This window comes from Raoultibacter phocaeensis (genome assembly GCF_901411515.1).
Lineage (GTDB): Bacteria > Actinomycetota > Coriobacteriia > Coriobacteriales > Eggerthellaceae > Raoultibacter > Raoultibacter phocaeensis.
The window spans coordinates 1,000,704-1,022,341 of the sequence record NZ_CABDUX010000001.1 but is presented as its reverse complement, the minus strand read 5'-3'; the positions used below and the strand labels follow the sequence as shown (position 1 = coordinate 1,022,341).

General features: G+C 57.3%; 20 protein-coding genes and 1 tRNA gene. 6 read left to right on the top strand and 15 right to left on the bottom strand.

The window, feature by feature from the left end; all coding sequences use genetic code 11:
• Positions 1-68 precede the first annotated feature (68 nt).
• From FJE54_RS04045 to FJE54_RS04015, 7 genes are all read right to left on the bottom strand, one after another.
• Complete coding sequence (locus FJE54_RS04045; protein ID WP_255467210.1) at positions 69-986, bottom strand: ATP-binding cassette domain-containing protein; 918 nt, start codon at positions 984-986, stop codon at positions 69-71.
• Positions 986-2,038, bottom strand: coding sequence for a glycine betaine ABC transporter substrate-binding protein (locus tag FJE54_RS04040; RefSeq protein ID WP_218971891.1), 1,053 nt, complete (start codon positions 2,036-2,038; stop codon positions 986-988). Before FJE54_RS04040 ends, FJE54_RS04045 begins: the two co-directional genes overlap by 1 nt.
• Positions 2,025-2,687: an ABC transporter permease gene (locus tag FJE54_RS04035; protein WP_139651449.1), complete on the bottom strand. Its 663-nt coding sequence runs from the start codon at positions 2,685-2,687 to the stop codon at positions 2,025-2,027. Before FJE54_RS04035 ends, FJE54_RS04040 begins: the two co-directional genes overlap by 14 nt.
• The gene (locus FJE54_RS04030) at positions 2,688-3,299 is read right to left on the bottom strand and encodes a 4Fe-4S binding protein (protein ID WP_139651448.1); all 612 of its coding nucleotides are present in this window, start codon (positions 3,297-3,299) and stop codon (positions 2,688-2,690) included.
• 89 nt (positions 3,300-3,388) lie between these two features.
• A complete protein-coding gene (gene hypE / locus FJE54_RS04025; protein ID WP_139651447.1) occupies positions 3,389-4,453 on the bottom strand; it encodes a hydrogenase expression/formation protein HypE in 1,065 nt (354 codons plus the stop codon).
• 127 nt (positions 4,454-4,580) lie between these two features.
• Positions 4,581-5,003 carry a nickel-responsive transcriptional regulator NikR gene (nikR, locus tag FJE54_RS04020; protein ID WP_139651446.1) on the bottom strand — a complete coding sequence of 141 codons (423 nt, stop codon included), beginning with the start codon at positions 5,001-5,003 and terminating at the stop codon, positions 4,581-4,583.
• Between the two features lie 3 nt (positions 5,004-5,006).
• The gene (locus FJE54_RS04015) at positions 5,007-5,261 is read right to left on the bottom strand and encodes a dynein gamma chain protein (RefSeq protein ID WP_139651445.1); all 255 of its coding nucleotides are present in this window, start codon (positions 5,259-5,261) and stop codon (positions 5,007-5,009) included.
• Positions 5,262-5,379: 118 nt separating this feature from the next.
• Here FJE54_RS04015 and FJE54_RS04010 point away from each other — a divergent pair, with 118 nt between their 5' ends.
• The gene (locus tag FJE54_RS04010; protein WP_139651444.1) at positions 5,380-6,003 is read left to right on the top strand and encodes a hypothetical protein; all 624 of its coding nucleotides are present in this window, start codon (positions 5,380-5,382) and stop codon (positions 6,001-6,003) included.
• A 416-nt stretch (positions 6,004-6,419) separates the two neighbouring features.
• Here the strand turns inward: FJE54_RS04010 and FJE54_RS04005 are convergent, their stop codons facing one another.
• Positions 6,420-7,454: an IS1595 family transposase gene (locus tag FJE54_RS04005; RefSeq protein WP_139651443.1), complete on the bottom strand. Its 1,035-nt coding sequence runs from the start codon at positions 7,452-7,454 to the stop codon at positions 6,420-6,422.
• Between the two features lie 251 nt (positions 7,455-7,705).
• Positions 7,706-9,121 carry a phosphohexomutase domain-containing protein gene (locus FJE54_RS04000; protein WP_139651442.1) on the bottom strand — a complete coding sequence of 472 codons (1,416 nt, stop codon included), beginning with the start codon at positions 9,119-9,121 and terminating at the stop codon, positions 7,706-7,708.
• A gap of 548 nt (positions 9,122-9,669) precedes the next feature.
• On the opposite strand from FJE54_RS04000, the gene galE reads away from it, so the two are divergent.
• Positions 9,670-10,797: a UDP-glucose 4-epimerase GalE gene (gene galE / locus FJE54_RS03995; protein ID WP_139651441.1), complete on the top strand. Its 1,128-nt coding sequence runs from the start codon at positions 9,670-9,672 to the stop codon at positions 10,795-10,797.
• A 60-nt stretch (positions 10,798-10,857) separates the two neighbouring features.
• Here galE and FJE54_RS03990 read toward each other — a convergent pair whose 3' ends face one another.
• Positions 10,858-12,102: a Fic family protein gene (locus tag FJE54_RS03990; RefSeq protein WP_180326551.1), complete on the bottom strand. Its 1,245-nt coding sequence runs from the start codon at positions 12,100-12,102 to the stop codon at positions 10,858-10,860.
• Between the two features lie 293 nt (positions 12,103-12,395).
• On the opposite strand from FJE54_RS03990, the gene FJE54_RS03985 reads away from it, so the two are divergent.
• Entirely contained in the window at positions 12,396-14,888 is a 2,493-nt protein-coding gene (locus FJE54_RS03985; protein WP_139651439.1) for a molybdopterin-dependent oxidoreductase, read from the top strand.
• 11 nt (positions 14,889-14,899) lie between these two features.
• Positions 14,900-15,466, top strand: coding sequence for a 4Fe-4S dicluster domain-containing protein (locus FJE54_RS03980; RefSeq protein WP_139651438.1), 567 nt, complete (start codon positions 14,900-14,902; stop codon positions 15,464-15,466).
• 119 nt (positions 15,467-15,585) lie between these two features.
• On the opposite strand, the gene FJE54_RS16385 is transcribed toward FJE54_RS03980, so the two are convergent.
• Together FJE54_RS16385 and FJE54_RS03970 are read right to left on the bottom strand one after the other, a co-directional pair.
• Positions 15,586-17,160 carry an LCP family protein gene (locus FJE54_RS16385; protein ID WP_305001717.1) on the bottom strand — a complete coding sequence of 525 codons (1,575 nt, stop codon included), beginning with the start codon at positions 17,158-17,160 and terminating at the stop codon, positions 15,586-15,588.
• A 159-nt stretch (positions 17,161-17,319) separates the two neighbouring features.
• Entirely contained in the window at positions 17,320-17,970 is a 651-nt protein-coding gene (locus tag FJE54_RS03970) for an HAD family hydrolase (protein ID WP_139651437.1), read from the bottom strand.
• 278 nt (positions 17,971-18,248) lie between these two features.
• Here FJE54_RS03970 and FJE54_RS03965 point away from each other — a divergent pair, with 278 nt between their 5' ends.
• Positions 18,249-18,665, top strand: a complete 417-nt coding sequence (locus FJE54_RS03965; RefSeq protein ID WP_139651436.1) for a hypothetical protein — start codon at positions 18,249-18,251, stop codon at positions 18,663-18,665.
• Positions 18,666-18,692: 27 nt separating this feature from the next.
• On the opposite strand, the gene FJE54_RS03960 is transcribed toward FJE54_RS03965, so the two are convergent.
• The 3 genes from FJE54_RS03960 to FJE54_RS03950 form a co-directional block, all read right to left on the bottom strand.
• Positions 18,693-18,766: transfer RNA gene (locus tag FJE54_RS03960), tRNA-Gly, on the bottom strand.
• A gap of 310 nt (positions 18,767-19,076) precedes the next feature.
• On the bottom strand, positions 19,077-19,709 hold the full coding sequence (locus FJE54_RS03955) for a phosphatase PAP2 family protein (protein WP_180326550.1): 633 nt from the start codon (positions 19,707-19,709) through the stop codon (positions 19,077-19,079).
• Between the two features lie 167 nt (positions 19,710-19,876).
• Positions 19,877-20,497 (bottom strand): helix-turn-helix domain-containing protein, encoded by a 621-nt coding sequence (locus FJE54_RS03950; RefSeq protein WP_139651434.1) that lies wholly within the window; start codon positions 20,495-20,497, stop codon positions 19,877-19,879.
• Between the two features lie 376 nt (positions 20,498-20,873).
• Between FJE54_RS03950 and FJE54_RS03945 the strand changes: the two genes are divergently transcribed.
• Positions 20,874-21,596: a DUF5131 family protein gene (locus FJE54_RS03945; RefSeq protein ID WP_139651433.1), complete on the top strand. Its 723-nt coding sequence runs from the start codon at positions 20,874-20,876 to the stop codon at positions 21,594-21,596.
• Positions 21,597-21,638: the final 42 nt, after the last annotated feature.

Here is a 21,638-nt window from a genome sequence, read left to right as displayed (position 1 = left end):
TCGCAAAGCTCGCCTTCGCCGCCATCGGGGGCCTGTTTCCCGACAAAACCTCGAAAAGAATCCGGGGTTTAGCCGTTGATGAGCTCCTCGACGAACGAGTCGGCCGGGTGTTCGACCAGTACGCTCGGTGATCCGAGCTGGGCGATGCGGCCATCCTCCATCACGAGCACCCGGTCGCCGAGCTTGAGCGCCTCGCGGATGTCGTGGGTGACGAGCATGATCGTAAGGCCCAAGCGCCGTTGCAAATCGAGCAGCTCGTCTTGGAGTGCGCGGCGCGTAATCTCGTCGACGGCACCGAACGGCTCGTCCATGAGCATGATGAGCGGTTTCGCGGCAAGACCTCGGGCGATGCCGACGCGCTGACGCTGACCGCCCGAGAGCTCACTCGGATAGCGCGATGCGATGGCGGGATCGAGGCCCACGGTCGCAAGCAGCCGAGCCACTTCGTCGCGCTCCTGCGTCTTGGACCACGCATGGGTGAGGCGCGGCACGTAGGCAACGTTTCGAGCCACCGTCATGTTGGGAAACAGACCGACGCTCTGGATGACGTAGCCGATCGAGCGGCGAAGCTCGACGCGGTTCTTTTCCTGTACCTCTTCGCCGTTGACGAGCACGCGTCCACGATCGGGGTATTCGAGAGCGTTCACCATCTTGAGCAGCGTCGTCTTACCGCACCCCGACCGTCCGACGATCGTAAGGAATTCGCCGCGATGCACGGCGAGATCGATACCGTGCAAGACCTCGGTCTCGCCGAACGATTTCTCGACGTGATCGAACTCGATGATCGTATCGACTGCGCGACCGCAGGAGGAAGCGGGTTCGGGCATGCTCGCGGTTTCGGGCACGCTCGCAATCGCGGGATCCCCCGCGACCGCACCTCGGCTCAGAGGCGATCCGGCAGCAACCCCGTTTGCGGGCGCACACCCCTCCGCAGTGAGCGCATCGGCGCTGGCAGCGCTCCCCCTTATGCCAGATGCGCGTACCATCAGCTTGCGAGCACGCCCTTCGCCACGAGGAAATCGCGGGCAACCGTCGCCTCGTCCTGGCCTTCGACCTCAACCTTGTAGTTGAGCTCCGCCATCTCCTGATCGCTCAAGATGCCGTCCATCTTCATGAGCGCCTCTTCGAGGCCCGGATGGCTGTCGAGCGCATCCTGGCGCACGACCGTCGAGCAGAAGTAGTTCACCTGAAGGTGCTTGTCGTCCTCGAGCGTGGTCACGCCGCCTGCCGCAAGCTGCGCGTCGGTCGTGAACCCGTTCGTCACATCGATGTCGCCACCGCGAAGCGCCTGGTATTTAAGGCCGATATCGATGTCCATAACCTGTTTGAAGGTAAGGCCGTAAGTTTCGGTGAGCACCGGAAAGCCGTCTTCGCGCTCGATGTAGTCGGGGTTGCCGCCGAAGATGAGTTCGGGCGCAACCGCCGCGAGATCGCTCGTGGTCTTGAGGTTATGCTGCTGGGCAACCTCGTCGCGCACCGCCACGGTGAACGTGTTGTTGAAGCCGTACATGCCCACCCAGGTCATCCCGAAGTTTTCCTGGTACTCCTTTTTCAGGCTTTCGAGCATCTCGTCATCGTCCATACCCTCGGCTTTATGGTTCAACACGAGCACCCACCCGCTCGACGTGTACTCGGGATACAGATCGAAATCGCCGCGCTCCATCGCAGGCTGGATGTTGTTCGTGCCGCCGCCGATTCCCTTGGTCACGTTGGCCTCATAGCCCGCGTCCTCCACGAGCGCTTTGAGCATTTCGCCCAGAATGAACTGTTCGGTCATGGGCTTGGTGGCGATCTCGATGGGATCGGCCGATGCGGTAGCACCCGCATTGCCGCCGTCGCTTGAAGCTGGAGCGTCCCCGCTTGTGGAGCACGCCGTCATAACGAGAAGCACAAGGGTGAAGGCCGCAACGGCGGCGAAAAACGCCCAGCGCATAGTTCCAGGGGAAGGTTTCGCGCAAAGAGCGGCTTCTATAGTCGGTTCTAAAGTCGGCTGCATACGGGCCTCGCTCTGCGCGCCTTTGTTCCTAATGCTTTTCATGAATCAGAAGTCTCCTTTTCTTTTGGTAGCGTCTCTCGGCGAAACCGAGCAGCAGGTCGGCCACGAACGCGAGCAGCGCAACGAGCACGCTGCCTGCAAAAATCATAGGGAAATTGTTCATCGTGATGCCGCGGTAGATGGCGGCGCCGAGACCGCCCGCCCCGATGAACGAGGCGATAGCCGCCACCGAAATGGTCATGACCACCATCGAACGCACACCCGCGAGGATCACGCTCGTTGCCATGGGCAAGCGCACATGAACGAGTGTCTGGAAGCGGGTCGATCCCATGCCGCGAGCCGCCTCGATGATGTCGGGGTCGATATCGGTGAGGCCCACATAGGTGTTGCGCACCATGGGCATGAGCGCGTAGATGATGAGCGCCACGATAGCGTTGGTGCCTCCGATACCCAGAAGCGGAATGAGCAGGCCCAGCAGCGCGATCGACGGAATAGTGTAGACCACGTTGCAGATGCCGATAACGAGCGGTGCGAAACGCCGGTATTCGGAGATGAGGATGCCGAACAGCAACCCGAGCACCCCTGCGATGACAATGGCAATAGCCGAAAGGACGATATGCTCCACAAGCAAACCGCCGAACCAATCGGCCCGCTCGATGAAGAGCGTTACCACTTGCTGAAGAAAGTCCATTTACGGATGAAGCCTTCGAACAGCGCCCGAGGGACACGTCTCGAAACACGCGCCGCACTGCAGGCAATGTTTCCATTCGATACGATACGGCGAGCCTTCCTCTATGCATTGCTGCGGGCACGTGGCAAGGCACGATCCGCACTCGATACAGTCGTCGGTGATGAGAAATCCCGGATGCTCCTCCTCGGTTCCGCCGTATGAGAACGTTTCGCGGCTGATGGGATGATGGAGCAGATCGAACCATTCGCCCTGACCTTCGTACACGTGGAAGGCATCGAGAATGGAGCGGGTTGTACCGGGATACACCTCGCGGATGCCAGGATTCTCGTCGAAGATCTTGTCGACCCACTCCTTGCCGACGATGCGGCATTTACCGAGGAACTTGAGGCTTTGGCATTCGGGGCACATGGCGGAAAGCGCGACCTCGCCCGTTTCGACCATCTGCTTGTAGAAGGGTTTCCCTTTGCTTGCAACGAGGTACATGCCCGAATCGTCCGCCCAGAGCACGTTGACGATGCGCGTGCGCGGATGCCCTTCCTCATCGACCGTGGCCGCCGAGGCTATCTTCACCGATCGGAACAGATCGACGTACTGCTTCGCCTTCTCATCCATACCCAACTCCTTTTGCCCTCAGTATACCCAGAATCGACCCTGCTTTAGGCGAAACCGCCCAAGCAGACCGCAGTGCTTGCGAGCGGCGGCTAACAGATGCGGGGTAGCTGCTCGCCGACAAGCATATCGAGGATGCGGGTCGAACCGAACGCAGTGCGCAAAAACACCTTCGGACCGCGCTCGGCATCGCTCGGCGCCACTTGGCCGATGACGGCGGCGTCGCGCCCGTATCGGTTCGCGCGCATGGCCGCAAGCGCCGCATCCGCCTGATCGGCTGGAACTACGCACACCATCTTGCCCTCGTTCGCCACCTGAAACACATCGTAGCCGAGCATTTCGCAGGCGCCTAGCACGGCTGATTTCACCGGGACGGCTTCCTCATCGATGGTGATATCGGTATCCGATTGCGCCGCAAGCTCGTTCAACGTCGAGGCGAGCCCGCCGCGCGTGGGATCGCGGAAGCAGCGCGTTGCGGGAGCGGCTGCGAGCACCTCGGCGATGAGGTGGTTCAAAGGCGCCGCATCCGACTCGATGTCGGCGGCGAAGGAAAGCGATTCGCGGCAGCTCATGATGGTGATGCCGTGATCGCCCATCGTTCCGGTAACGAGGACCTTATCCCCCGGCGCGCACTTCTCGCCCCCGAGATCGTATCCCTCGTAGCACAGACCGATGCCGCTCGTGTTGATGTAGATGCCGTCGCCGTGACCGCGGTTGACCACCTTCGTATCGCCCGTGACGATTTCGACGCCCGCCTCGCGCGCAACCTCGGCCATCGAGGCGCAGATGCGTTTGAGGTCGTCCATAGAAAAGCCCTCTTCGAGAATGAAGCCGCAGCTGAGGTATTTCGGCTCGGCACCTGCCGTGGCCACATCGTTCACCGTACCGCATACCGCAAGTCGCCCGATATCGCCCCCGGGGAAGAAATGCGGGTCCACGACGAAGCTGTCGGTGGAAAACGAGAGCTTTCCGCTGTACGCGAGGCGCCCGCCATCGTTTGCGCCCGCGCGCGCACTCGTGCGCGGCGACGGCAGCACCGCCGCATCGTTTCCGGCACGAAGCTTCTTGCCCGCGTACGCCTCGAAGAACACCTCGTCGATGATGCGCTTCATCATCGAGCCGCCGCTGCCGTGACCGAGCAATACCGTATCGTCCATGTACCCGTTCCTTCTCTTCATGCCGCTCGCCCGCCGACGCTCGCGCGAACCGTCGGCGGCCGCCGCACCCGCCGGGTGCAAACCGTCCGCGCCGCCGCACCCGCCGGGGCATCGCAGGCGGGCTTCGTCAGATAAACTGGCCCGTCGTCGTTACCACGAGACGGCCGTTCTTCACGCCTTTCGTGCCGAGGATCATGTTCGCCACATCCTGCACCACGCCCGTCTCTCCCCGCAGCACGATGACCTCGAGGCAGTTATGCTGGTCGAGATGCACATGCGTCGAGCAGATGATCATGTCGAAAAATTCGTGCTGGATCGCGTGGAGCTTGTCCTGCAGGTCGCTCGCGTGGTGGTTGAACACGATGGTGAGCGTGCCCACCACCTCGACGCCGGGGGTGGCGCATTCATCTTCCACGAGCGCATCGCGCACGAGATCGCGCACCACTTCGCTGCGGTTCTTCGCCAAGCCGCGGCGCGCGACGAGGTGGTCGAAGCGCACGAGCAGATCCTCGGGCATCGCAACCGAGAACCGCATGAGGTCGTTGCTCATGGGCTACACCAGGTTGACGGTCACGCCGCTCGCGCTGCTCGCATCCTTGTCGAGCGCGTCTTGCGCATCGGTGAGCAGAGCGCGTGCCTCGTCGAGCAGCCCCTGGATCTCCTTGAGCGTCTCGGCGGTTTTGGCGTACTCGGCATCGGAAGCGGTATGGTAGAGCTTGTGGGTCCAGCGGCGGTTGAGCGCCACCTGGTCGTCCATCTGCTCGAGCATCATCTTGAATTGGGAAACGTTGACTCCGTTGGTGCACATGGCGCTGTCCCTTCTGTTTGGACGGATGACGGGTGGATCGCATCTTGTTCCGACATCCGTTCTTTCTTGCTATTATGGTTCTTTATACGGCGAAAGTTCGAGAACTTCAAGGAGCGGTGTGAAAAATTCCGCAAATAGTAACATGTACGAGGTTTCGCTTGCCGAAACATGGGAGCGCTTCGGCGCCCGCCTTCAGGGAGCGTACGAATGCCCTGTGCTCGTGGTGAGCAGCGCACCCCTGCCCGATGCAGCGAGAACCGCCTTGGCAAACTCCGCAAAAGCGCTCGGATACGGAAGCGCCGCGTGCACGTTTCTCGTACTTGGAGGCGATTCGAATAGCAAGGGCGATCGCGATTCGGATGCGAATGCACGCAAGGGCACCGAAATGCGCGACGGGGCACGGGGTGAAACCGATGCGGGGGCGGCGTGCGGACCCCTTTCGGATGCGGGTGCGGCGCGCGCACTTCATGCCGAGGCGGATGCGGCGTGCGGGTTGCTTTCCGATGCCGATGTATTCTCGGTTGTAGAGGGCCTCGATCCGCTTGCGCTGGTCATCACCGATGCGGGGGCGGCAGATGCCTGCTCGCGAGCGTATCGAACGCCCATCGCCACACCCGACAAGAGCAGATTGCTCGGACGCGACGTGGTTGCGTTTGCGGATTTCGCCGCCATGCTCGAAACGCCTGAAGAAAAGCAGCGGGCCTGGGGCCTGCTCAAACGCCTGCCCAAGCTCGACTCATAACGGACTTGCATCTCCTTTTGGCTTCAATGGGGCTCATCGGGAAACTTTGCACGATGGAAAGCGGTACGAAACCGCCTCTCTCATCCCCGTACGGCTTGTCAAGCGCTTGCATGCGGGCGACAAGCTACCGCATGCCAGGTGGGGCATGCCCACTTCACGCCTTCCGCGCTTTACGTCTTTCGCACCCTGCGAAATTTGTTTGGCATCCGGATACGAGCGACAGATGCTCTTGGTGTGGAAAACCCATATAGGTGCAAAAAATTACGGTTTAGTAAACGCGCATTGTGGTCTATGAGGCACATATAAAGTGCAAGGCTTGGATCGACTTCTCCGACCTGGGAAAAAGCCCAACGCCATCGACCAAAAACGCGGAACGGGGTCTTTGCGATTTACCAAACCGTAATTTTTTGGCTGTGTTAGACCACTGTTGACATATTCCAGTACTCTCCGAAGGGAAACGGAGTTGAAGGATAGTTCCTTCTGGTCGTCTCGTATGTTCCGCTTATGGCATTTGAGTACAGCACCTCACGACGGTCAGCATCGCTTTTCCTGAATTGCTCAACGTAGCAAAACCAGTCAAGGTAATGTTTAAGGCGCCTTGTGGAAACACCTTTGAACGGGAATAGGAAATCCCTCAAGCGTGAATGGAGAGCATTGACCATGTTGATCTTATACCCCTTACCCGATGATGTGCAATAACGCCTATGCCCCGCACCGATCGATGCCAAGGCTTTGGGGTAAGCTGCATCCCAGTCACTTGATACGATGGCCCCTTTTTCGACCTTGCCCTTTAGGAGCGCCTCGATATCTTCGATGCTCGATTTGCCCCGACAGCACACCTCGCAGAAGCAGTCTCCCCGGTCACTGATGCCGGTTAAGATGCTGATCCTTTCCCTGGACGACCCCGAAACATGTATGGCGTTCCCCCGCTTATGGGGTTTTCTCGGTAGCGAAACAGACCCTGATCTGGTCCAGTTCCCCGAGAGATTCTCATTGACTATGGTTTCATCGATCTGGCAGGTTGACCCTTTCCCGACACGAAAAGGCATGAGTCTTTTCGCCATCACCTCACAAAGGCGGTGGCGCATGAACCAGGCGGTGGAAAGGCAGGTATTGCAACGCTTGGCAGACTCCCGAAGACTCAATGCATCCACCATGCATGCGGCAAAGCTCATCCACGCCCCTCCGCTGAGCTTCGAGTTTGCCAGCAGTCCTTTGGTCGCACCGGAAAAGGTCCGCGCACAGCCGCCGCAAAGCCATCGTTGTTCTCTTGAGCGGCCATGGCCCTTCTTGGTGAAGCGCGCACAGCCGCAGTGCGGACAAACGGAAGGTCCGTTGCCTTCAGAGCTAACGATCAGCTCTTCGGCAATGGCTTCTTTTAGGTGGGCGAGCATCTCGATTTTCTCAGCGCGGGTTAGCTGGGGCAAAAGTTGGTGTAGAATCTCAAGCATAGGCTCTTCTCCTTACTGGTCGTCTGATAACTTTCAGTATAGTTGGAGAGCCTTTTTGGTACAAGTGTTCTTGTCAACAGTGGTCTAACACAGCCAATTTTTTGCACCTACTTGGCGATCGAGCACCAAAACGCCCACGCGAAGCGCTCTTTCGGGAGCTTTGTTTCTGCAAGGCAACCTCAAGCGGACGAACATGCTTGAAGCGCACCGATCCCGAGCTGGACCGGTGCGCTTCTAGGCATCGACCTCGGTTAAGCGCCGACGATCTGCGCGGCGGCATCGAGCAGTTCGTTCACCTCGTCAGTCGTGGCGGCTTCGGCGTATACGCGCACAAGCGGTTCGGTACCCGAGGGGCGCATCATCACCCACGCATCGCCCTCGAGCAAAAACTTCACGCCATCGCGTCGATCGACACCGACAACCTTCTTGCCGCAAATCTCATCAGCTTCGTACACGGGCATGATGTCGGTACGGAAGGCATCCATCTGCCCCTGGGAAAGCGACAACCCGCGACGCGCGAACTCGAGGCGGCCGATCTTCTCGAACATATCGTCGACGAGAGCGCCGAGGCTCATGCCGCGCTGTGCCATGGTTTCGGCAAGCAAAAGGGCCATGAGCAAGCCATCGCGCTCCATAACATGCGAGGGTATGCCGATGCCGCCCGATTCTTCGCCGCCTATCATGACGCCGCCTTTTTCCATTTCGGCATAGATCCACTTGAAACCCACCGGCGTGCTCACGAGCTCGAGGCCGAGCCGCTTGCACTGACGCGCGAGCATGGCCGATGCGGTGATGGTGGAAACGACCTTGCCCGATTCGCCCTTGTCTTCGGCAAGATGGGAAACCAGAAGCGCGATGATGCGGTGCGGGTTCACGAAAACACCGTTCTCGTCCACCGCACCGATGCGATCGGCATCGCCGTCGTTGATGAAGCAGGCATCGAAGCCGAGTTCAGTGACCTTCGCGATGCCGCGGTCGACCCACGGGGGGATGGGCTCGGGATGCAGCCCGTCGAACGTCGGATCCTCGGCGTTGTTGATCTCGACGACTTCGACACCGAGATCCTCAAGCAGGCCGGCGAGGTACTTCCGCCCTGCGCCGTACAGGGGATCGACCACCACGCGCAAGCCGGCGCTTCTGATAGCGTCCTGGTCGACGCGGTTCTTGAGCGCTTCGAGATAGGGTGAAACGAGATCGACTTCCGTATAGCTTCCGCGCGCCTCGGTCGGCTCGGCCGTAAGCGCCGCTTCCACGCGATCGGTGAATTCTTTCGAAGAAGCGCCACCGTCTGCCATGCGAAGCTTCACGCCGAGGTACTCGGCGGGATTGTGGCTGCTCGTGAGAACGATGCCACCCACTGCATCGGCGTCTTGGCTGACCGACCAGCACAGCGTGGGAGTCGGACAGTAATCGGAGCTCAGCTTCACGCAAAAGCCGTGCGAGGCAACCACTTCGGCGGCGAGCTGCGCGTACGCGTGCGCATCGCGCCGGCAATCATGGCCGATGATGATGGTTCCGGGCTTCTCGCTTGGGTAGCCGGCTGCAAGCGCTTCCTGCTTGAAGACCGTTGCCGCTGCATCGGCGACGCGCACGAGGTTCTCGTCGGTAAAATCTTTCCCTATGATGGCTCTCCAGCCGTCGGTTCCGAACTGTATCGCTTCTGCCATGAAGGCCTCCAACCATAAGCTTGTATGCGATGCGAGCTGTCCTCTTCCGGGCATCGCGAGCTGAATCGTCTTACGTATTATAGCTACCCGATCTCGTACGCGGCCAAAAAGCACCGAGCTTTCACGGTGCCGTCAACCCAACGACAATCCGAACCTCGGGCACGACGCTGCAACAGGGCTTGAGAATAAAGAAAGGAACCCCGAGGAAGGGCTCCTTTTGGACGAAGTGGAACCACCAGGGGGATGGCGGTTCCTGCAAGACGAGTAGAAAGGAAGGATACCGGTCTACTGGTACGCAGTATACAAGGCTATTTATCCTGTATCAAGAATAATCTTGCACGAATACAATAAAAGAGCCGTGAGCCTATCGCGGGAGTCTCGGATGCCCTTTGATGCACTCGAAATACGGACGTGATGAGAGCGTCCTCGCATGGTTTCGAACAGATTTCTTCACCGTGGGCGTTTTTTGTCGAAGTGGCACGGCAAGCGCGAGGCTGCTACTATGATCCCATTCGAAATCGCAGATGAGATCGTGCGGAAGGAACACCATGGCACACATGAGCTTGGCGAAAGACCCTCGAGACACTACCGTCCTCGTAACCGGCGGCGCCGGCTTCATCGGCAGCCACACCTGCGTCGAGCTGCTCGACCAGGGGTACAGCGTGGTTATCGTGGACGACCTGAGCAATTCGAGCGAAAAGGCGGTCGAGCGCATCAAAGCGATCACGGGTGCCGACGATGCGCGCGTTGCGTTCTACAAGGCGGATATTCTCGATCGCGCAGCGCTTGAACAGGTGTTTTCCGAAAACGACATCGCGGCCATCATTCACTTTGCCGGATTCAAAGCGGTAGGCGAAAGCGTACAGAAGCCGCTCGAGTACTACTGGAACAATATCGCCGGGACGCTTGTGCTGTGCGAAGTAGCCCGCAACCACGGCGTCAAAAACTTCGTGTTCTCGTCAAGCGCCACCGTATACGGCGATCCCGAGTTCATCCCGATCACCGAAGACTGCCCGAAGCACCAGGCCACAAATCCCTACGGCCAGACGAAAAGCATGCTCGAGCAGATCCTGACCGATCTCTATATCGGCGACAACGAGTGGAACATCGTACTTCTGCGCTACTTCAATCCTATCGGCGCGCATGAAAGCGGCCTCATTGGCGAAGACCCCAAGGGCATTCCGAACAACCTGCTCCCTTACGTGGCGCAGGTAGCCACTGGCAAGCTCGAGAAGATCGGCGTCTTCGGCGACGATTACCCCACGCCCGACGGTACGGGCGTGCGCGATTACATCCACGTGGTCGACCTCGCCCGCGGGCATGCGAAAGCGCTCGAATGGATGGGCGGCAAGGTGGGAACCGGCGCGGCCATCGGCCTCGGAAGCATCGAGGGCAAGCCCGACGGCGACGGCACGCGCCACGGCGTGGGCATTTTCAACCTGGGAACCGGCACGGGTACGAGCGTGCTCGACGTGATCCATGCGTTCGAGAAGGCGTGCGGCAAATCGCTGCCCTACGAGATCAAGCCCCGTCGCGCGGGCGACATAGCCGAAAACTACGCTTCGTCGGCAAAAGCAGAAGCAGAGCTGGGATGGACGGCACTGTACGACCTCGACCGCATGTGCGAAGACAGCTGGCGCTGGCAGTCGAAGAACCCGAACGGGTACGGGGACTGAACAAAGTATTTTCGAGCTGCTAAGCGGCTGATCAGAAAACGCTAAGACGATGCGATTATCTCAGCCGTTTTGAAAAGAAACGCTCTGATATGAAAAATCATCGCGACAAGGTGCGTCGTCTGGAAACATGCTGGTTTCAATCCAATCGAATAGGGCTATGATATCCGGAGCTTCGAATAGCCTGTTTCTTTTTCCTGTACTGATTTGCCTTGCAACGCCGCTTCTGATCAGCTGATTAATCGCGGTATTGACAGCAGTAGAAGATCTTCCCGTAGCAGCTACCAAGTAGTCTGCGTTGAATATCGGCATGGCGAGAATGGCGTGCATGACAATCTTTAGTGCAGAATCCGGACGCACCCTGCCAAGCATCGAATCCCATCTTTTCGTGATCTTCTGGATCTCACCGATAAGCTTGAGCGAAATGCTTACGGCATAGTCAGCGCAGACGCAGCAACCGTTTAGAAAGTCTTCGACGGCACGGTTCACAAAATGCTGGCTCTGCTGCCGTTTTGCCTTGTAGGGAAAAAGATTGTTTGAGTGCATGGCAACATGTATTGCAGCGTACATGCCGATGGGAACGACAACATGCGATTCAAGCCCTCGATTCATGATCACCGCGTGTGAAAGAAGGCGCCCCATGTAATCTGATCCGTTTTCGAAAGGATAGATCGCTTCGAATCTAAAATGTGCAAGAGCCGTTTGGACAAGAGGCGTTGAATAAGAGACGGTGCAGAAATCTAAAAGGTTTTTCAAAAGCAGAGCTACCTCGTCAGGACGAGCGGGCTCGTACAGATCAATTCCTTTTTGTCCACTCTCGCCGAAGGACACCCCGCTCGTCCGAAGGCCCGACTTGTCGCTTGCCGGAAGGAGACCTTCGTATACCTCAAGCAAGAAGGCGAGATCCATTTCGCCCTTATGAGCCTTAAGGAAAGAAAGGCTCTTTCTGTAACCCTCAACATAGGAAGCAGAGAGATCGGGACGGTTGATTTCGATAAATTCGGGGATTTCTTTGTTTGCGTTCGATAGCGTTAAAAAGAAATGCCAGAAAAAAAGATCACGTAGGGAAACTCGTTCCCCCGAAATACGCCCTGAAGCTACCGCGTCGAGATCCATCAGGTACCCGCTTACGATGTCGCTGTATTCGTGAAACCGCAACCGTTCGTCAAGACGCGCAAGCCCCTGTTCGGCATAAGCTACTTTCTCTAAGCAACTTGGAGAAGGACGATACTCGAACGTTTCAAGTGATTTCGGACTAAAGTCGATGGCTTTGCCAGGATCCACCTCGTACGTACTGTTTTTTCCCATTGCATCCCCCATATCAGCCAAAAAGGACGCATCTTGCAGAAAACAAAAGCCCTACCGACGCAATTCCTTTTCGAGATATACCCTTTCTTATTATACGTAGATTGGAGAAATTCTGACATGAAGTCAGACTGGTTATTCCGCCTTTTCTGAAATCCTGTTTTACAGTTTTTCAGGATTGCTCAAGAACCTTATCTAGCGATGAAGCTTTCTCTTTCTGTCGGTATCCTTTACTTCGGTTGGGTGCTTCTTTGCACCGAAGTACGGTATGGAAGCAGAGGGAAGGAGCAAGAAATATGGGTAGCAGGGGATTTGAATATTTTCATAAAGACGGGAAGCTGTCACGCCGAACCTTTGTCAAAGGCGTCGGCACCATCACAGTTGCCTCGGTGCTTGGAACGGGCATGGCGGGTTGCGCTAGCGAAATTCCAGAGCAAAACGCCGGCACCGCGCAATCCGACGCTGCAGAGCAGCGAATCGTTCATGGATTCTGCTCGTACAACTGCAACTCGGCCTGCAGTTTGCAAGGAACGATCCGTGACGGCAAACTCGTCGCAATCGAACCGGGGCAAATGCCCGGTCGCCCTGATTACGCCAACTGCTGTTTGCGAGGCATCTCATACATTCAACGCATTCAAGACGAAACGGTACGCACCATGTACCCCATGAAGCGTACGGGCGAGCGCGGTTCAGGAGACTTCGAACGCATCAGCTGGGACGAGGCGATCGATACAATCGCTGAAAAACTCAATGCCGTTCTCGACGAAGATCCGAAGCTTGCGACGTTTTACTACTTCACCGGCAACATGGCAAAACTCGCATGGGAATCGCCCATGCGTATGGCGAATTGCTTAGGAGCCGCCATTTGGACAGTGGAGGGGATTATGTCCGACCACGGAGCTTCCGTTGCCATGGACATGATGTATGGGGCACAACGTGCCGGCCACGACACGCGAGACTACATGAATTCGGAGCTTATCATCTGGTGGGGCGGCAATTCTATGGACACCCACACCTCCGAGGCTAAGTATCTGCTAAACGCAAAGGAGAACGGAGCGAAATTCATAGTCATCGACCCTAGGTTGAGCTCGACTGCCGCCATGGCCGACCAATGGGTCCCCATCCGACCCCAAACGGACCCCGTTCTCGCTTTAGCGATGATGAAGCTTATCATCGAGAACGATCTTCACGACAAAACTTGGCTTGCAAATTATTCATGCGCGCCCTTGCTTGTCGATGACGCGACCGGGGAGTATCTCCATCCCAACGAGGGAACATACGTTGCTTGGGATACCGCAGCGAACGCAGCCATCGAGATCGATCCTGCTGACGCAGGAGGAAACGACGATGGAACCTCGGGACCCGAAAGCACCCTCGCATTGAGCGGCTCGTTTGTCGTCGATGGCGTTGCCTGTCATCCAACTTTTGATGATCTGCTTAAAGAAGTTGCTGCCTATGACCTGGGAACGGCAAGCGCTATCACCGGCCTTGCGCAAGATACGATAGAAACGCTTGCATATGAATACGCTTCCGCAAAACCCGCGGGTATTCGCATGACGCAAGGAATCCAGCGCGTAAATTACTCGTTCCTCCCTTTCAGAGCCGTAGGAACCCTGGCTGCCATCTGCGGAAATATTGGTAAAAGCGGCGGTGGGGCAAGCCATATCTACTCTCAGGGCATTGGAAACCCCCTCAAACCAGTCGATTACACAGGAAGTGCGCTCAACTTTGAAAGGTGGATGGACACAGGTGGGGACAGTAGAGGACCCGCTTACCTATCGGCAGTGCAAGTAGGAAACCTGGAACACAAGACTTCTGAGTTTTACGATAAAGCTATTGAGGGGAAAGTCAAGTTTCTGTGGTTCGCTACCTCCAACTTCGTCAACATGAGTCCTGATTTGCATAAGATTGTCGACGAGGTTCTTCCTGCCGTTGATTTTATCGTTACCTGCGATCCGTTTTGGACCATGACGGCAAAATACTCTGACATCGTCCTCCCCGCCACCACCAATTGGGAATCCTGGGACATTAACGATCGTGTACCGTGGATTCAACTCAATCAACCCCATATCGCTCCCTTGGGCGAAAGCAAGACAGACTGCGAAATCATGACGATGCTCGCCCCGAAAGTCGGCGTTGAAGAATATTGGCCTTGTACCGATGAAGAGTGGATCCGCGAATTCGTCACAAGCGATCACCCAGGAGTAAAGAATCTCGATTTTGAAACCTTCAAGGAAGACGGCATTTACGGCCGTGAGGACGGTATTTTCGAACCAGTCTTCAACTGGGGTGACAAAAAGTTCTTAACCGACTCAGGGCGCTTCGAGTTCTATACCGATTCTCTTGCTCAATTCGGCCTTCACGTTCCCACGTATCGCCCGCCCCACGAAGATCCTCATGGCGAACTGGGCGAAAAGTATCCTCTTGTCTTTCTCCAATATCACGATAGGATCACTATTCACACCCAGCATATGCTTGCCGATTCGCTTAAAGCAGTAGGAACCGAGCCGCAGCTTCAGATGAACACGAAGGACGCCGAATCACGTGGCATACAACACGGCGACGTCGTACGAGTGTATAACGACAGAGGCGAATGCAAAGTAAGAGCTTTTCTGACCGAGGGGATCGTCCCTGGCTCGGTTGCCATACCCCATGGATGGACGCCTGACCATTTCATCGAAGGCAACTATCAATATCTGACACATTACAAGAAAAACGAAGCGGAAGAATTCTACAGCCAGTCAAACGCTGCACTATACGATGTGCTCGTTGAAGTCGAAAAAGCATAGGGGGAAGAACAATGAGCGACATTCAATACGGCATGGTTATCGACACCACTCGTTGCTTCGGCTGCCAAACGTGCGTGGTCAGCTGCAAGGTATGCAACGAAATCACAGGCGATCGCTACTGGAACCGCATCGAGAGCCTTGATGGGGACACTCTCTATCAAGCGACCGGGACATTTCCAGACGTCCGTCTTTCATTCCGTCCGCTCGTATGCAACCATTGCGAAAAACCATCGTGCGTTGCCAACTGTCCCACGGGAGCCATGCAAAAAGACGAATCGACGGGAATCGTCTCCAACGATGCTGAAGTGTGCATAGGATGCGGCACATGCGTTGCTGCATGCCCTTACTCAATGCCCGTCGTCGACGAAGAAGCTAACCTCTCCACCAAATGCAATTTCTGTGCCGGGAGAGTTAGCACCGGGGAGCTTCCCTTCTGCGTCGAATCCTGTCCTGGTCAAGCGCGGTTCTTTGGCGATATCAACAATCCCGAGAGCGAAGTAAGCAAGCTGATCATGAGCAAAAACGGACACCAGTGGAAGGAAGAAGAGGGAACAGGTCCTTCAGTATATTATATTTAGGCACAAAACCTCGAAATCAGTAAACGCCCCCGAGTGTCGGGGGCGTTTCTCTTCGTCCGTAATACCAGGGGTTTGCTACACGAAGATTACAATTACAGTAAGAACAGCGCGATACGAGCTTAAGCAGCGTTCGCGACTCCTGCTCCGTCGCCGCCGCTTGCAACTGCATCGCCTGACGAACCGCTCGGTTGTTCGACCGCGCCGCCGCCTTCTGCCGATCCGCCGCCCGATGATCCGCCGTTCGAATCGTCACCACCCGAATAATCGTTGCCACCTGTACCAGAGCCGCCCTGATCGGGGTAACCGGATCCTCCGCCGTAATCCTGGTAGCCTCCGCCGTCGTTGTACGAATAATCGTTGCCCGAATAATCTTCGTAACTGTAGCTGTCGTAGCTGTTGCTATACGATTGCTCGCCTCCCCCGAGACCCGAGGGAATCATGGACGCATCGAAAGCAGGGGCAGGATCGATCACGCTCGGATCCTCCCCTGCTTCGACAAGCTTCATCATCTCCGCGAGCGACGTGCCGTCGGATACGACATAGGACACTCCATCGATCAGATACGGCACGATGGCTGTAGGAACCATAGCGGAATACATGGTGAGCTTGCCAAGGTCTTGGAATTGCGTCGCAAGCGCAATAATGTCCGACACCGATAAATCGGTGGTCACGCAGCTGGCAGCCTTCTCGATGACGCCGGGCAGATCGGTCACCGGCAACGAAAGCACCTTCTTGACGATGGCTTCGATCAGCTCGCGCTGGTGCGTGGTCCTCGTAAAATCACCGTCGACGAACATGCGGCTGCGCGCGTATACGAGAGCCGCCTCGCCGTTGAGCGTTTGCAGCCCCGCCTCGATGATAACGGGGCCGGCATCAGGATCGTTGATTCGATCCTGCACGTCGATTTCGACACCGCCGATCACATCTACCAGTTCGATGAGTTTCTCGAAGTTGATCTCAGCATAGTGCGAGATGTCGACGCCGAGAAGCTGGTTGGCCTCTTTGATGGTTGCACTTGCACCACCGTAGTTGTACGCCGCATTGAACTTGTTTCTGCCGTACCCATCGATGTCGATCATCGTATCGCGGGGGATGGACACAAGGCTCACCACGCACGTAGTCGGATCGACACGCACAACGATGTTCGTATCGGAGCGCTGCCCCATCTCATCGCTGTCTTCGCGTGCATCGGAGCCGATGAGCATGATGTAGAACGGCTCGTTAAAGCTCTTTTTCGGAGCGAGCACGTCCTGAATGGCCATTTTCTCTTCTTCGCTCTTATCGCCTTGAAGCGCATTGTTGATGTTGTTGACGTAGAGCGCCATGGCGGTGCCTCCACCCAACACCAAGACCAGCAGCGTGCATACCACGCCGATGGCTATCTTTTTCCCGCGGCCCTTCTTCTTTGCCGCTTTCGAATACTGGGGGTTATTGCGGGAGTACTGACCCGAAGCAGGGGCTTGGCGAGCATAGGCGCTGTTTGCCCCCTTGCCTTGCGAACCTGGCGTGTATGCCGAGCGATACGCCTGATGGCTCGTCGGGGTATCGGGGTCTTGCCGGGCAAAGGATTGCGCGGCCGACTTAGAAGCGATGCGCCCCGACTGAGCGGCGCGTGCCGAACGGGCGGCGCGAACCGAGGGCGGTGTATGCGAAGAACGCGGCGGACGGTTCGATTGAGGATTCCGTGATGCCATGTACAAACTCCTAGGTATGCAACTCGACACCGAACGAGCATGCCGATTCCGAGCTTACTATTCTACCATCGAACGCACAATCCCATAAAATAGCCACGTGAACGGGACGGTGCTTCCATATGAGACCCCGCTGCACTGCCCAGAGTACGCATGCTCGCCCTACGCAAACGCGAGGATTTCTGCCGGCTCGTGCACGATTGCGAGCGCACCGTTTTGCTGCAGCTCATCGACGGAGCGATATCCCCAGGAAACACCGATCGCGAATACACCCGCGCGATGCCCGGTGAGCATATCGCTTCCCGAATCGCCCACGTACGCCGTCGTTTCCGGGTTCGCCCCGAGCTCTTCGATGGTGTGGAGCAGCCCTGCGGGATCGGGCTTGCGGGGAATGTCTTTGCATTCGCCGTGCACCACATCGAAGGTATCGGGAAAGAACAGGGGGATGAGGTCGCGCACCCCTTGATCGAACTTGTTCGAGAGCACGGCAAGCTTTTTCCCGCGCGCCTTAAGCTCGGCAAGCAACTCGGCGATGCCGTCGTAAGCTACGGTGAGCTCGATGCCGCAAGCTGGGTACAGCTCGCGCCACAGCTGCATAGCTGCCTCTGCAGCCGCCGGCTCGGTTCCGAGCGGAACGGCCTGATCCATCAGGGCTCGGACCCCGTTGCCGACGAAGCTGAGTATCTCGTCTTCGGTCCGCGCGGGAAAGCCCGAATCGGCAAGCGCCCGGTTCGTCAGCGCAACGAGGTCGGGGAGCGTATCGAGCAGAGTCCCATCGAGATCGAAGATGAAGGTATCGAAGCGGCGTTGCATGAGATGCTCCTGTCGGTTTGGCGGGAGGCGAAAGCCCCCGCACGCAGAGCGCACAGCTCCGCGGTGCATGGTTACAACAGGCATTCTACTACGGGATGGGCAACACGGCGAAAACAGGCTGGATACGGTTTTAGGTATGAGATTACGATATAAGGCCGCGAATCGAATAGGCTGGATTGCCCGAGGTGGTAGAATCCTTCCGCCCGACCGCGAAAGGAACGCCCGTGAAAAAAACCGTAGCAACCTTGATAGAGAAGATGCCCGAAGCAGCCCGCACCATGAAGGTGAGCGCGTGGATACGCGCGACGGCGCTCAGCAGCGGTCTTTTAGCTGGAGCGGTCCCTTGCTACGACGAACGGTATCGCGCGGCCTTCGAATCGCTTGACGAGCAGGATCGCTTCAAGCTTGAAGCCGCCTTGCGCGCTGCGCACGCTCACTACAAAACGGCGAGCGACATATTCGGCGTGGTCGGCATTCCGCTGTTCCTCGGTTTATTTGCTGCAATCGGCCTCACTGAGGTGCGGCCCGAAGCTCTCGCGGCATACGGCGGAATCCTCCTCTTTTATTTTTGCGTATACAGCTATTACCGCATGATGCAAGGAACCGCCGAATCGCTTGCCGAAGTGGGATCCTTGATCGCGGAGGCACGCCACGGTACAGAGTCACACGCACACGGGCGAGAGAAAGAAAAATAGCCCCGCTTGGGGCTATCCGGCTGCATATGGAGCGGGCGACGGGAATCGAACCCGCGTTGTAAGCTTGGGAAGCTCAAGTTCTACCATTGAACCACGCCCGCATGGTAATGGATTATAACCTTACATGCGCCTTTCTTGACCGAAATTCAGATAATATTTCATCTCTATCCGCTGCTTTGCAACGTCAGCCATGCAGCCATCGAGACAAGAACAGTAAGCCAGCAAGATTGCCCGTTGCCTAATTGCAGATTGGCACGCGCAGAGGAAGCGGGCGGCGTTATGGAGACAGGAGCTCGCGCTGGCTGCGGCCTACCTCCGCTTCCGCAGATAATCCGCGTTTCGAGGCTAGACGGACAAGCTGGTCAGACGCGTGAACTCTGTATACTCGGGATTGAGTGAGAGCCCCTCTGTTCAGTCGGCATCCTGGGTTCGCGCGTGCGATGGCAATCGTCTGGTGTGATACGACCAACCAGCACGCACCAGCAACCACGCGAGCACCGCCGCCACAACACCGACGATCATTGCCGCGATCACGTCGGATGGGTAGTGCGCCATGAAATACAGACGCGAAAGGGCCATCGCGCCGACTGTTGGCACGGCGGCCCACAGGTATCGGGGACCGCCCGCAAGCACAAGCGCCGTCATCGCCGCAGCGGCAGCGGTCACGTGCCCCGAGGGAAACGATCCTCCTGATTCTTCGGGAGCTCCCACGTACTGCCACCATGCGTAAAAAGCCCCCGCCTCGTCAACGAACGGGCGCGGTCGATCGATCAGATCTTTCAGGATGATGTTCGTGAGCAGTGCGCCGATGCATACAGCCGCGAGCATGCACAGGCCCCAAACTCTTGTCTTCTTATACACGACAAGCACGATGCCGAGTATGAAGAACACTACGCCCTTTTCTCCAATCAAGCTGATAAGGCCGAAAAACGGCGTAAGCACCCATCCGGCCGCTTCTGCAAGGTGATGCAGCACCTGCAAAACGGCGTAGTCAAAAGGACCAAACGCCATGTTGAGCCATAGGGCTTGCGCGGTAAGCTCCATACGGAAACTCCTTCCATCGATTCGCCACTGGGGCACATTCGCACCCAGGGCTTTCACGTTGCAAGAGTTTCGCATTGCTGCGCGCAGGGCAAGAACCGATTCGTGTCGCATGCCCGCGAATCGACGCGCACGGCGACACCATGCGGGGCGAACGCCTCGTCAGGCGCTTATCGTCTCACTGGATTTCTGTGGGCTGCAAAGAGCAGAGCTGTTTTCACGGCAAAGAATATGAACAGAAACACCGTTACGTACGGTTGCCTCGATGCCGCGAACAGCATGATCGCCACCGCCTGGATGCCGAGCGAGGCTGCGGCGCTTCTGGATCGCATGCGGCTGCTGCCGAAGGCACCGGCAACTAGCTCGACGACGCCTGCTGCCGCCAACGTTCCGAGGAGAACGAAGTACCCAACGGTAAAGCCCGTCGCTTCATAGTATTCGACGAGCGAGACGGCTCGAACGAACGATCCTTCCGGAATTCCCGCAAGGGGAAGGAAGGCAAACGATAGCGCCAGTATGTCGAGCAGACCCGCAACCAGACACTGGGTGCGCTCGAGATTCGCACGGTTCTCCTTTGTCGCAAGCGTGATGAGCTCATCGCCCGAGAGCAGTTCGTCAACCGTCACCCCATACAGTGCGGCAAGCGCCTTGAGCGAATCGAGATTGGGGCATCCGTTTCCCGTCTCCCATTTCGAAACAGCCGTACGCGACACGTAGAGGCGATCGGCCACCTGCTCCTGCGTAAGCCCCTGCCGCTTTCGCAGGGATTGAAGTTTTTCGGAAAGCTCCACCGTGCCCCCTTTCTTCGTTCATTGTGGCGAAGGAGGCCGAAACGCGCAAGACACGAAGCGTGTCTCCTCGTTCGACCAGCAGAAAGTACAGCTTTTCAGCAGGTCTCCATAGAACTGGACTCTTGCGCCCACGGTGGTGGAAGCTGCGATTCTGTGGCAAAGATCCCTAGAGCGTCACGCACGGAACCTGCGCCCACGGTTGTGGAAGCTGCGATTCTGTGACGACGCGGCACCCTTGTAGCCCTCGCAGCCCTGCAATCCGCCTCAAGCCGAACAATCAGGTGATCTTGTCGGCATGCGCGTGCGGGCTTCCCTTCAAAGCCAAGTCGCGTATGCTGGAATGCCGATGCCTGCTGATACGAGAAAGGCTCTGCCGATGAATTGGGACCCCTGGACTGGTTGCCACCAAACAAGCGAAGGCTGCACGTACTGTTTCTACTACGGCCCTTACTCCAAGCGGCACGGCCAGAACACGATTGCAAAAACCGCCGAGTTCGACAAGCCAATCGCCCGAAACGCAAAGGGTGCCCCCCGCATCGCAGGCGGGAAAACCGTGATCACGTGCTTTGCGAGTGATTTCTTCCTCAAAGAAGCCGACGAGTGGCGCATCGATGCCTGGAGCATGATGCGCGAGCGCCCCGATCTCGAGTTCCTCATCCTCACCAAACGCATCGAGCGCTTCGAGGTCTCGCTTCCCGACGATTGGGGAAACGGGTACGACAACGTCACCATCGGCTGTTCCGTCGAAAACCAGGAGATGGCCGATGCGCGTCTTCCCCACTTGGTTTCGCATCCCATCAAGAAGCGCTTCATCGCGTGCTCGCCCCTTCTCGGTCCGATCGACCTAAGGCCGTACCTGGATGCGGTCGATCACGTAACCGTCGGGGGCGAAACCAGCCGCGAGGCACGGGTTTGCGATTACGAGTGGGTGCTCGCCATCCGAGATCAATGTACAGAGGCAGATAAAACGTTCTGGTTCAAAAACACCGGCTCGCTGTTCAAGCGTGACGGCATCGTGCAGAAGGTCAACCCGTTCAAGCAAAGCAGCCTCGCCAAAGAATGTGGCATCTCGGTTTTGAACGGGAAGAAGCTGTTTTAGACAGCACGTTAGTCTATAACACCCTATACATAGCATTATGCC

Excerpts from the sequence above, each read along its gene's own strand:
- FJE54_RS04045 (WP_255467210.1), bottom strand. The coding sequence starts at position 986 with ATGGTACGCGCATCTGGCATAAGGGGGAGCGCTGCCAGCGCCGATGCG.
- FJE54_RS04040 (WP_218971891.1), bottom strand. The coding sequence starts at position 2,038 with ATGAAAAGCATTAGGAACAAAGGCGCGCAGAGCGAGGCCCGTATGCAG.
- FJE54_RS04035 (WP_139651449.1), bottom strand. The coding sequence starts at position 2,687 with ATGGACTTTCTTCAGCAAGTGGTAACGCTCTTCATCGAGCGGGCCGAT.
- FJE54_RS04030 (WP_139651448.1), bottom strand. The coding sequence starts at position 3,299 with ATGGATGAGAAGGCGAAGCAGTACGTCGATCTGTTCCGATCGGTGAAG.
- hypE (WP_139651447.1), bottom strand. The coding sequence starts at position 4,453 with ATGGACGATACGGTATTGCTCGGTCACGGCAGCGGCGGCTCGATGATG.
- nikR (WP_139651446.1), bottom strand. The coding sequence starts at position 5,003 with ATGAGCAACGACCTCATGCGGTTCTCGGTTGCGATGCCCGAGGATCTG.
- FJE54_RS04015 (WP_139651445.1), bottom strand. The coding sequence starts at position 5,261 with ATGTGCACCAACGGAGTCAACGTTTCCCAATTCAAGATGATGCTCGAG.
- FJE54_RS04005 (WP_139651443.1), bottom strand. The coding sequence starts at position 7,454 with ATGCTTGAGATTCTACACCAACTTTTGCCCCAGCTAACCCGCGCTGAG.
- FJE54_RS04000 (WP_139651442.1), bottom strand. The coding sequence starts at position 9,121 with ATGGCAGAAGCGATACAGTTCGGAACCGACGGCTGGAGAGCCATCATA.
- galE (WP_139651441.1), top strand. The coding sequence starts at position 9,670 with ATGGCACACATGAGCTTGGCGAAAGACCCTCGAGACACTACCGTCCTC.
- FJE54_RS03990 (WP_180326551.1), bottom strand. The coding sequence starts at position 12,102 with ATGGGAAAAAACAGTACGTACGAGGTGGATCCTGGCAAAGCCATCGAC.
- FJE54_RS03985 (WP_139651439.1), top strand. The coding sequence starts at position 12,396 with ATGGGTAGCAGGGGATTTGAATATTTTCATAAAGACGGGAAGCTGTCA.
- FJE54_RS03980 (WP_139651438.1), top strand. The coding sequence starts at position 14,900 with ATGAGCGACATTCAATACGGCATGGTTATCGACACCACTCGTTGCTTC.
- FJE54_RS16385 (WP_305001717.1), bottom strand. The coding sequence starts at position 17,160 with ATGGCATCACGGAATCCTCAATCGAACCGTCCGCCGCGTTCTTCGCAT.
- FJE54_RS03970 (WP_139651437.1), bottom strand. The coding sequence starts at position 17,970 with ATGCAACGCCGCTTCGATACCTTCATCTTCGATCTCGATGGGACTCTG.
- FJE54_RS03965 (WP_139651436.1), top strand. The coding sequence starts at position 18,249 with ATGAAGGTGAGCGCGTGGATACGCGCGACGGCGCTCAGCAGCGGTCTT.
- FJE54_RS03955 (WP_180326550.1), bottom strand. The coding sequence starts at position 19,709 with ATGGAGCTTACCGCGCAAGCCCTATGGCTCAACATGGCGTTTGGTCCT.
- FJE54_RS03945 (WP_139651433.1), top strand. The coding sequence starts at position 20,874 with ATGAATTGGGACCCCTGGACTGGTTGCCACCAAACAAGCGAAGGCTGC.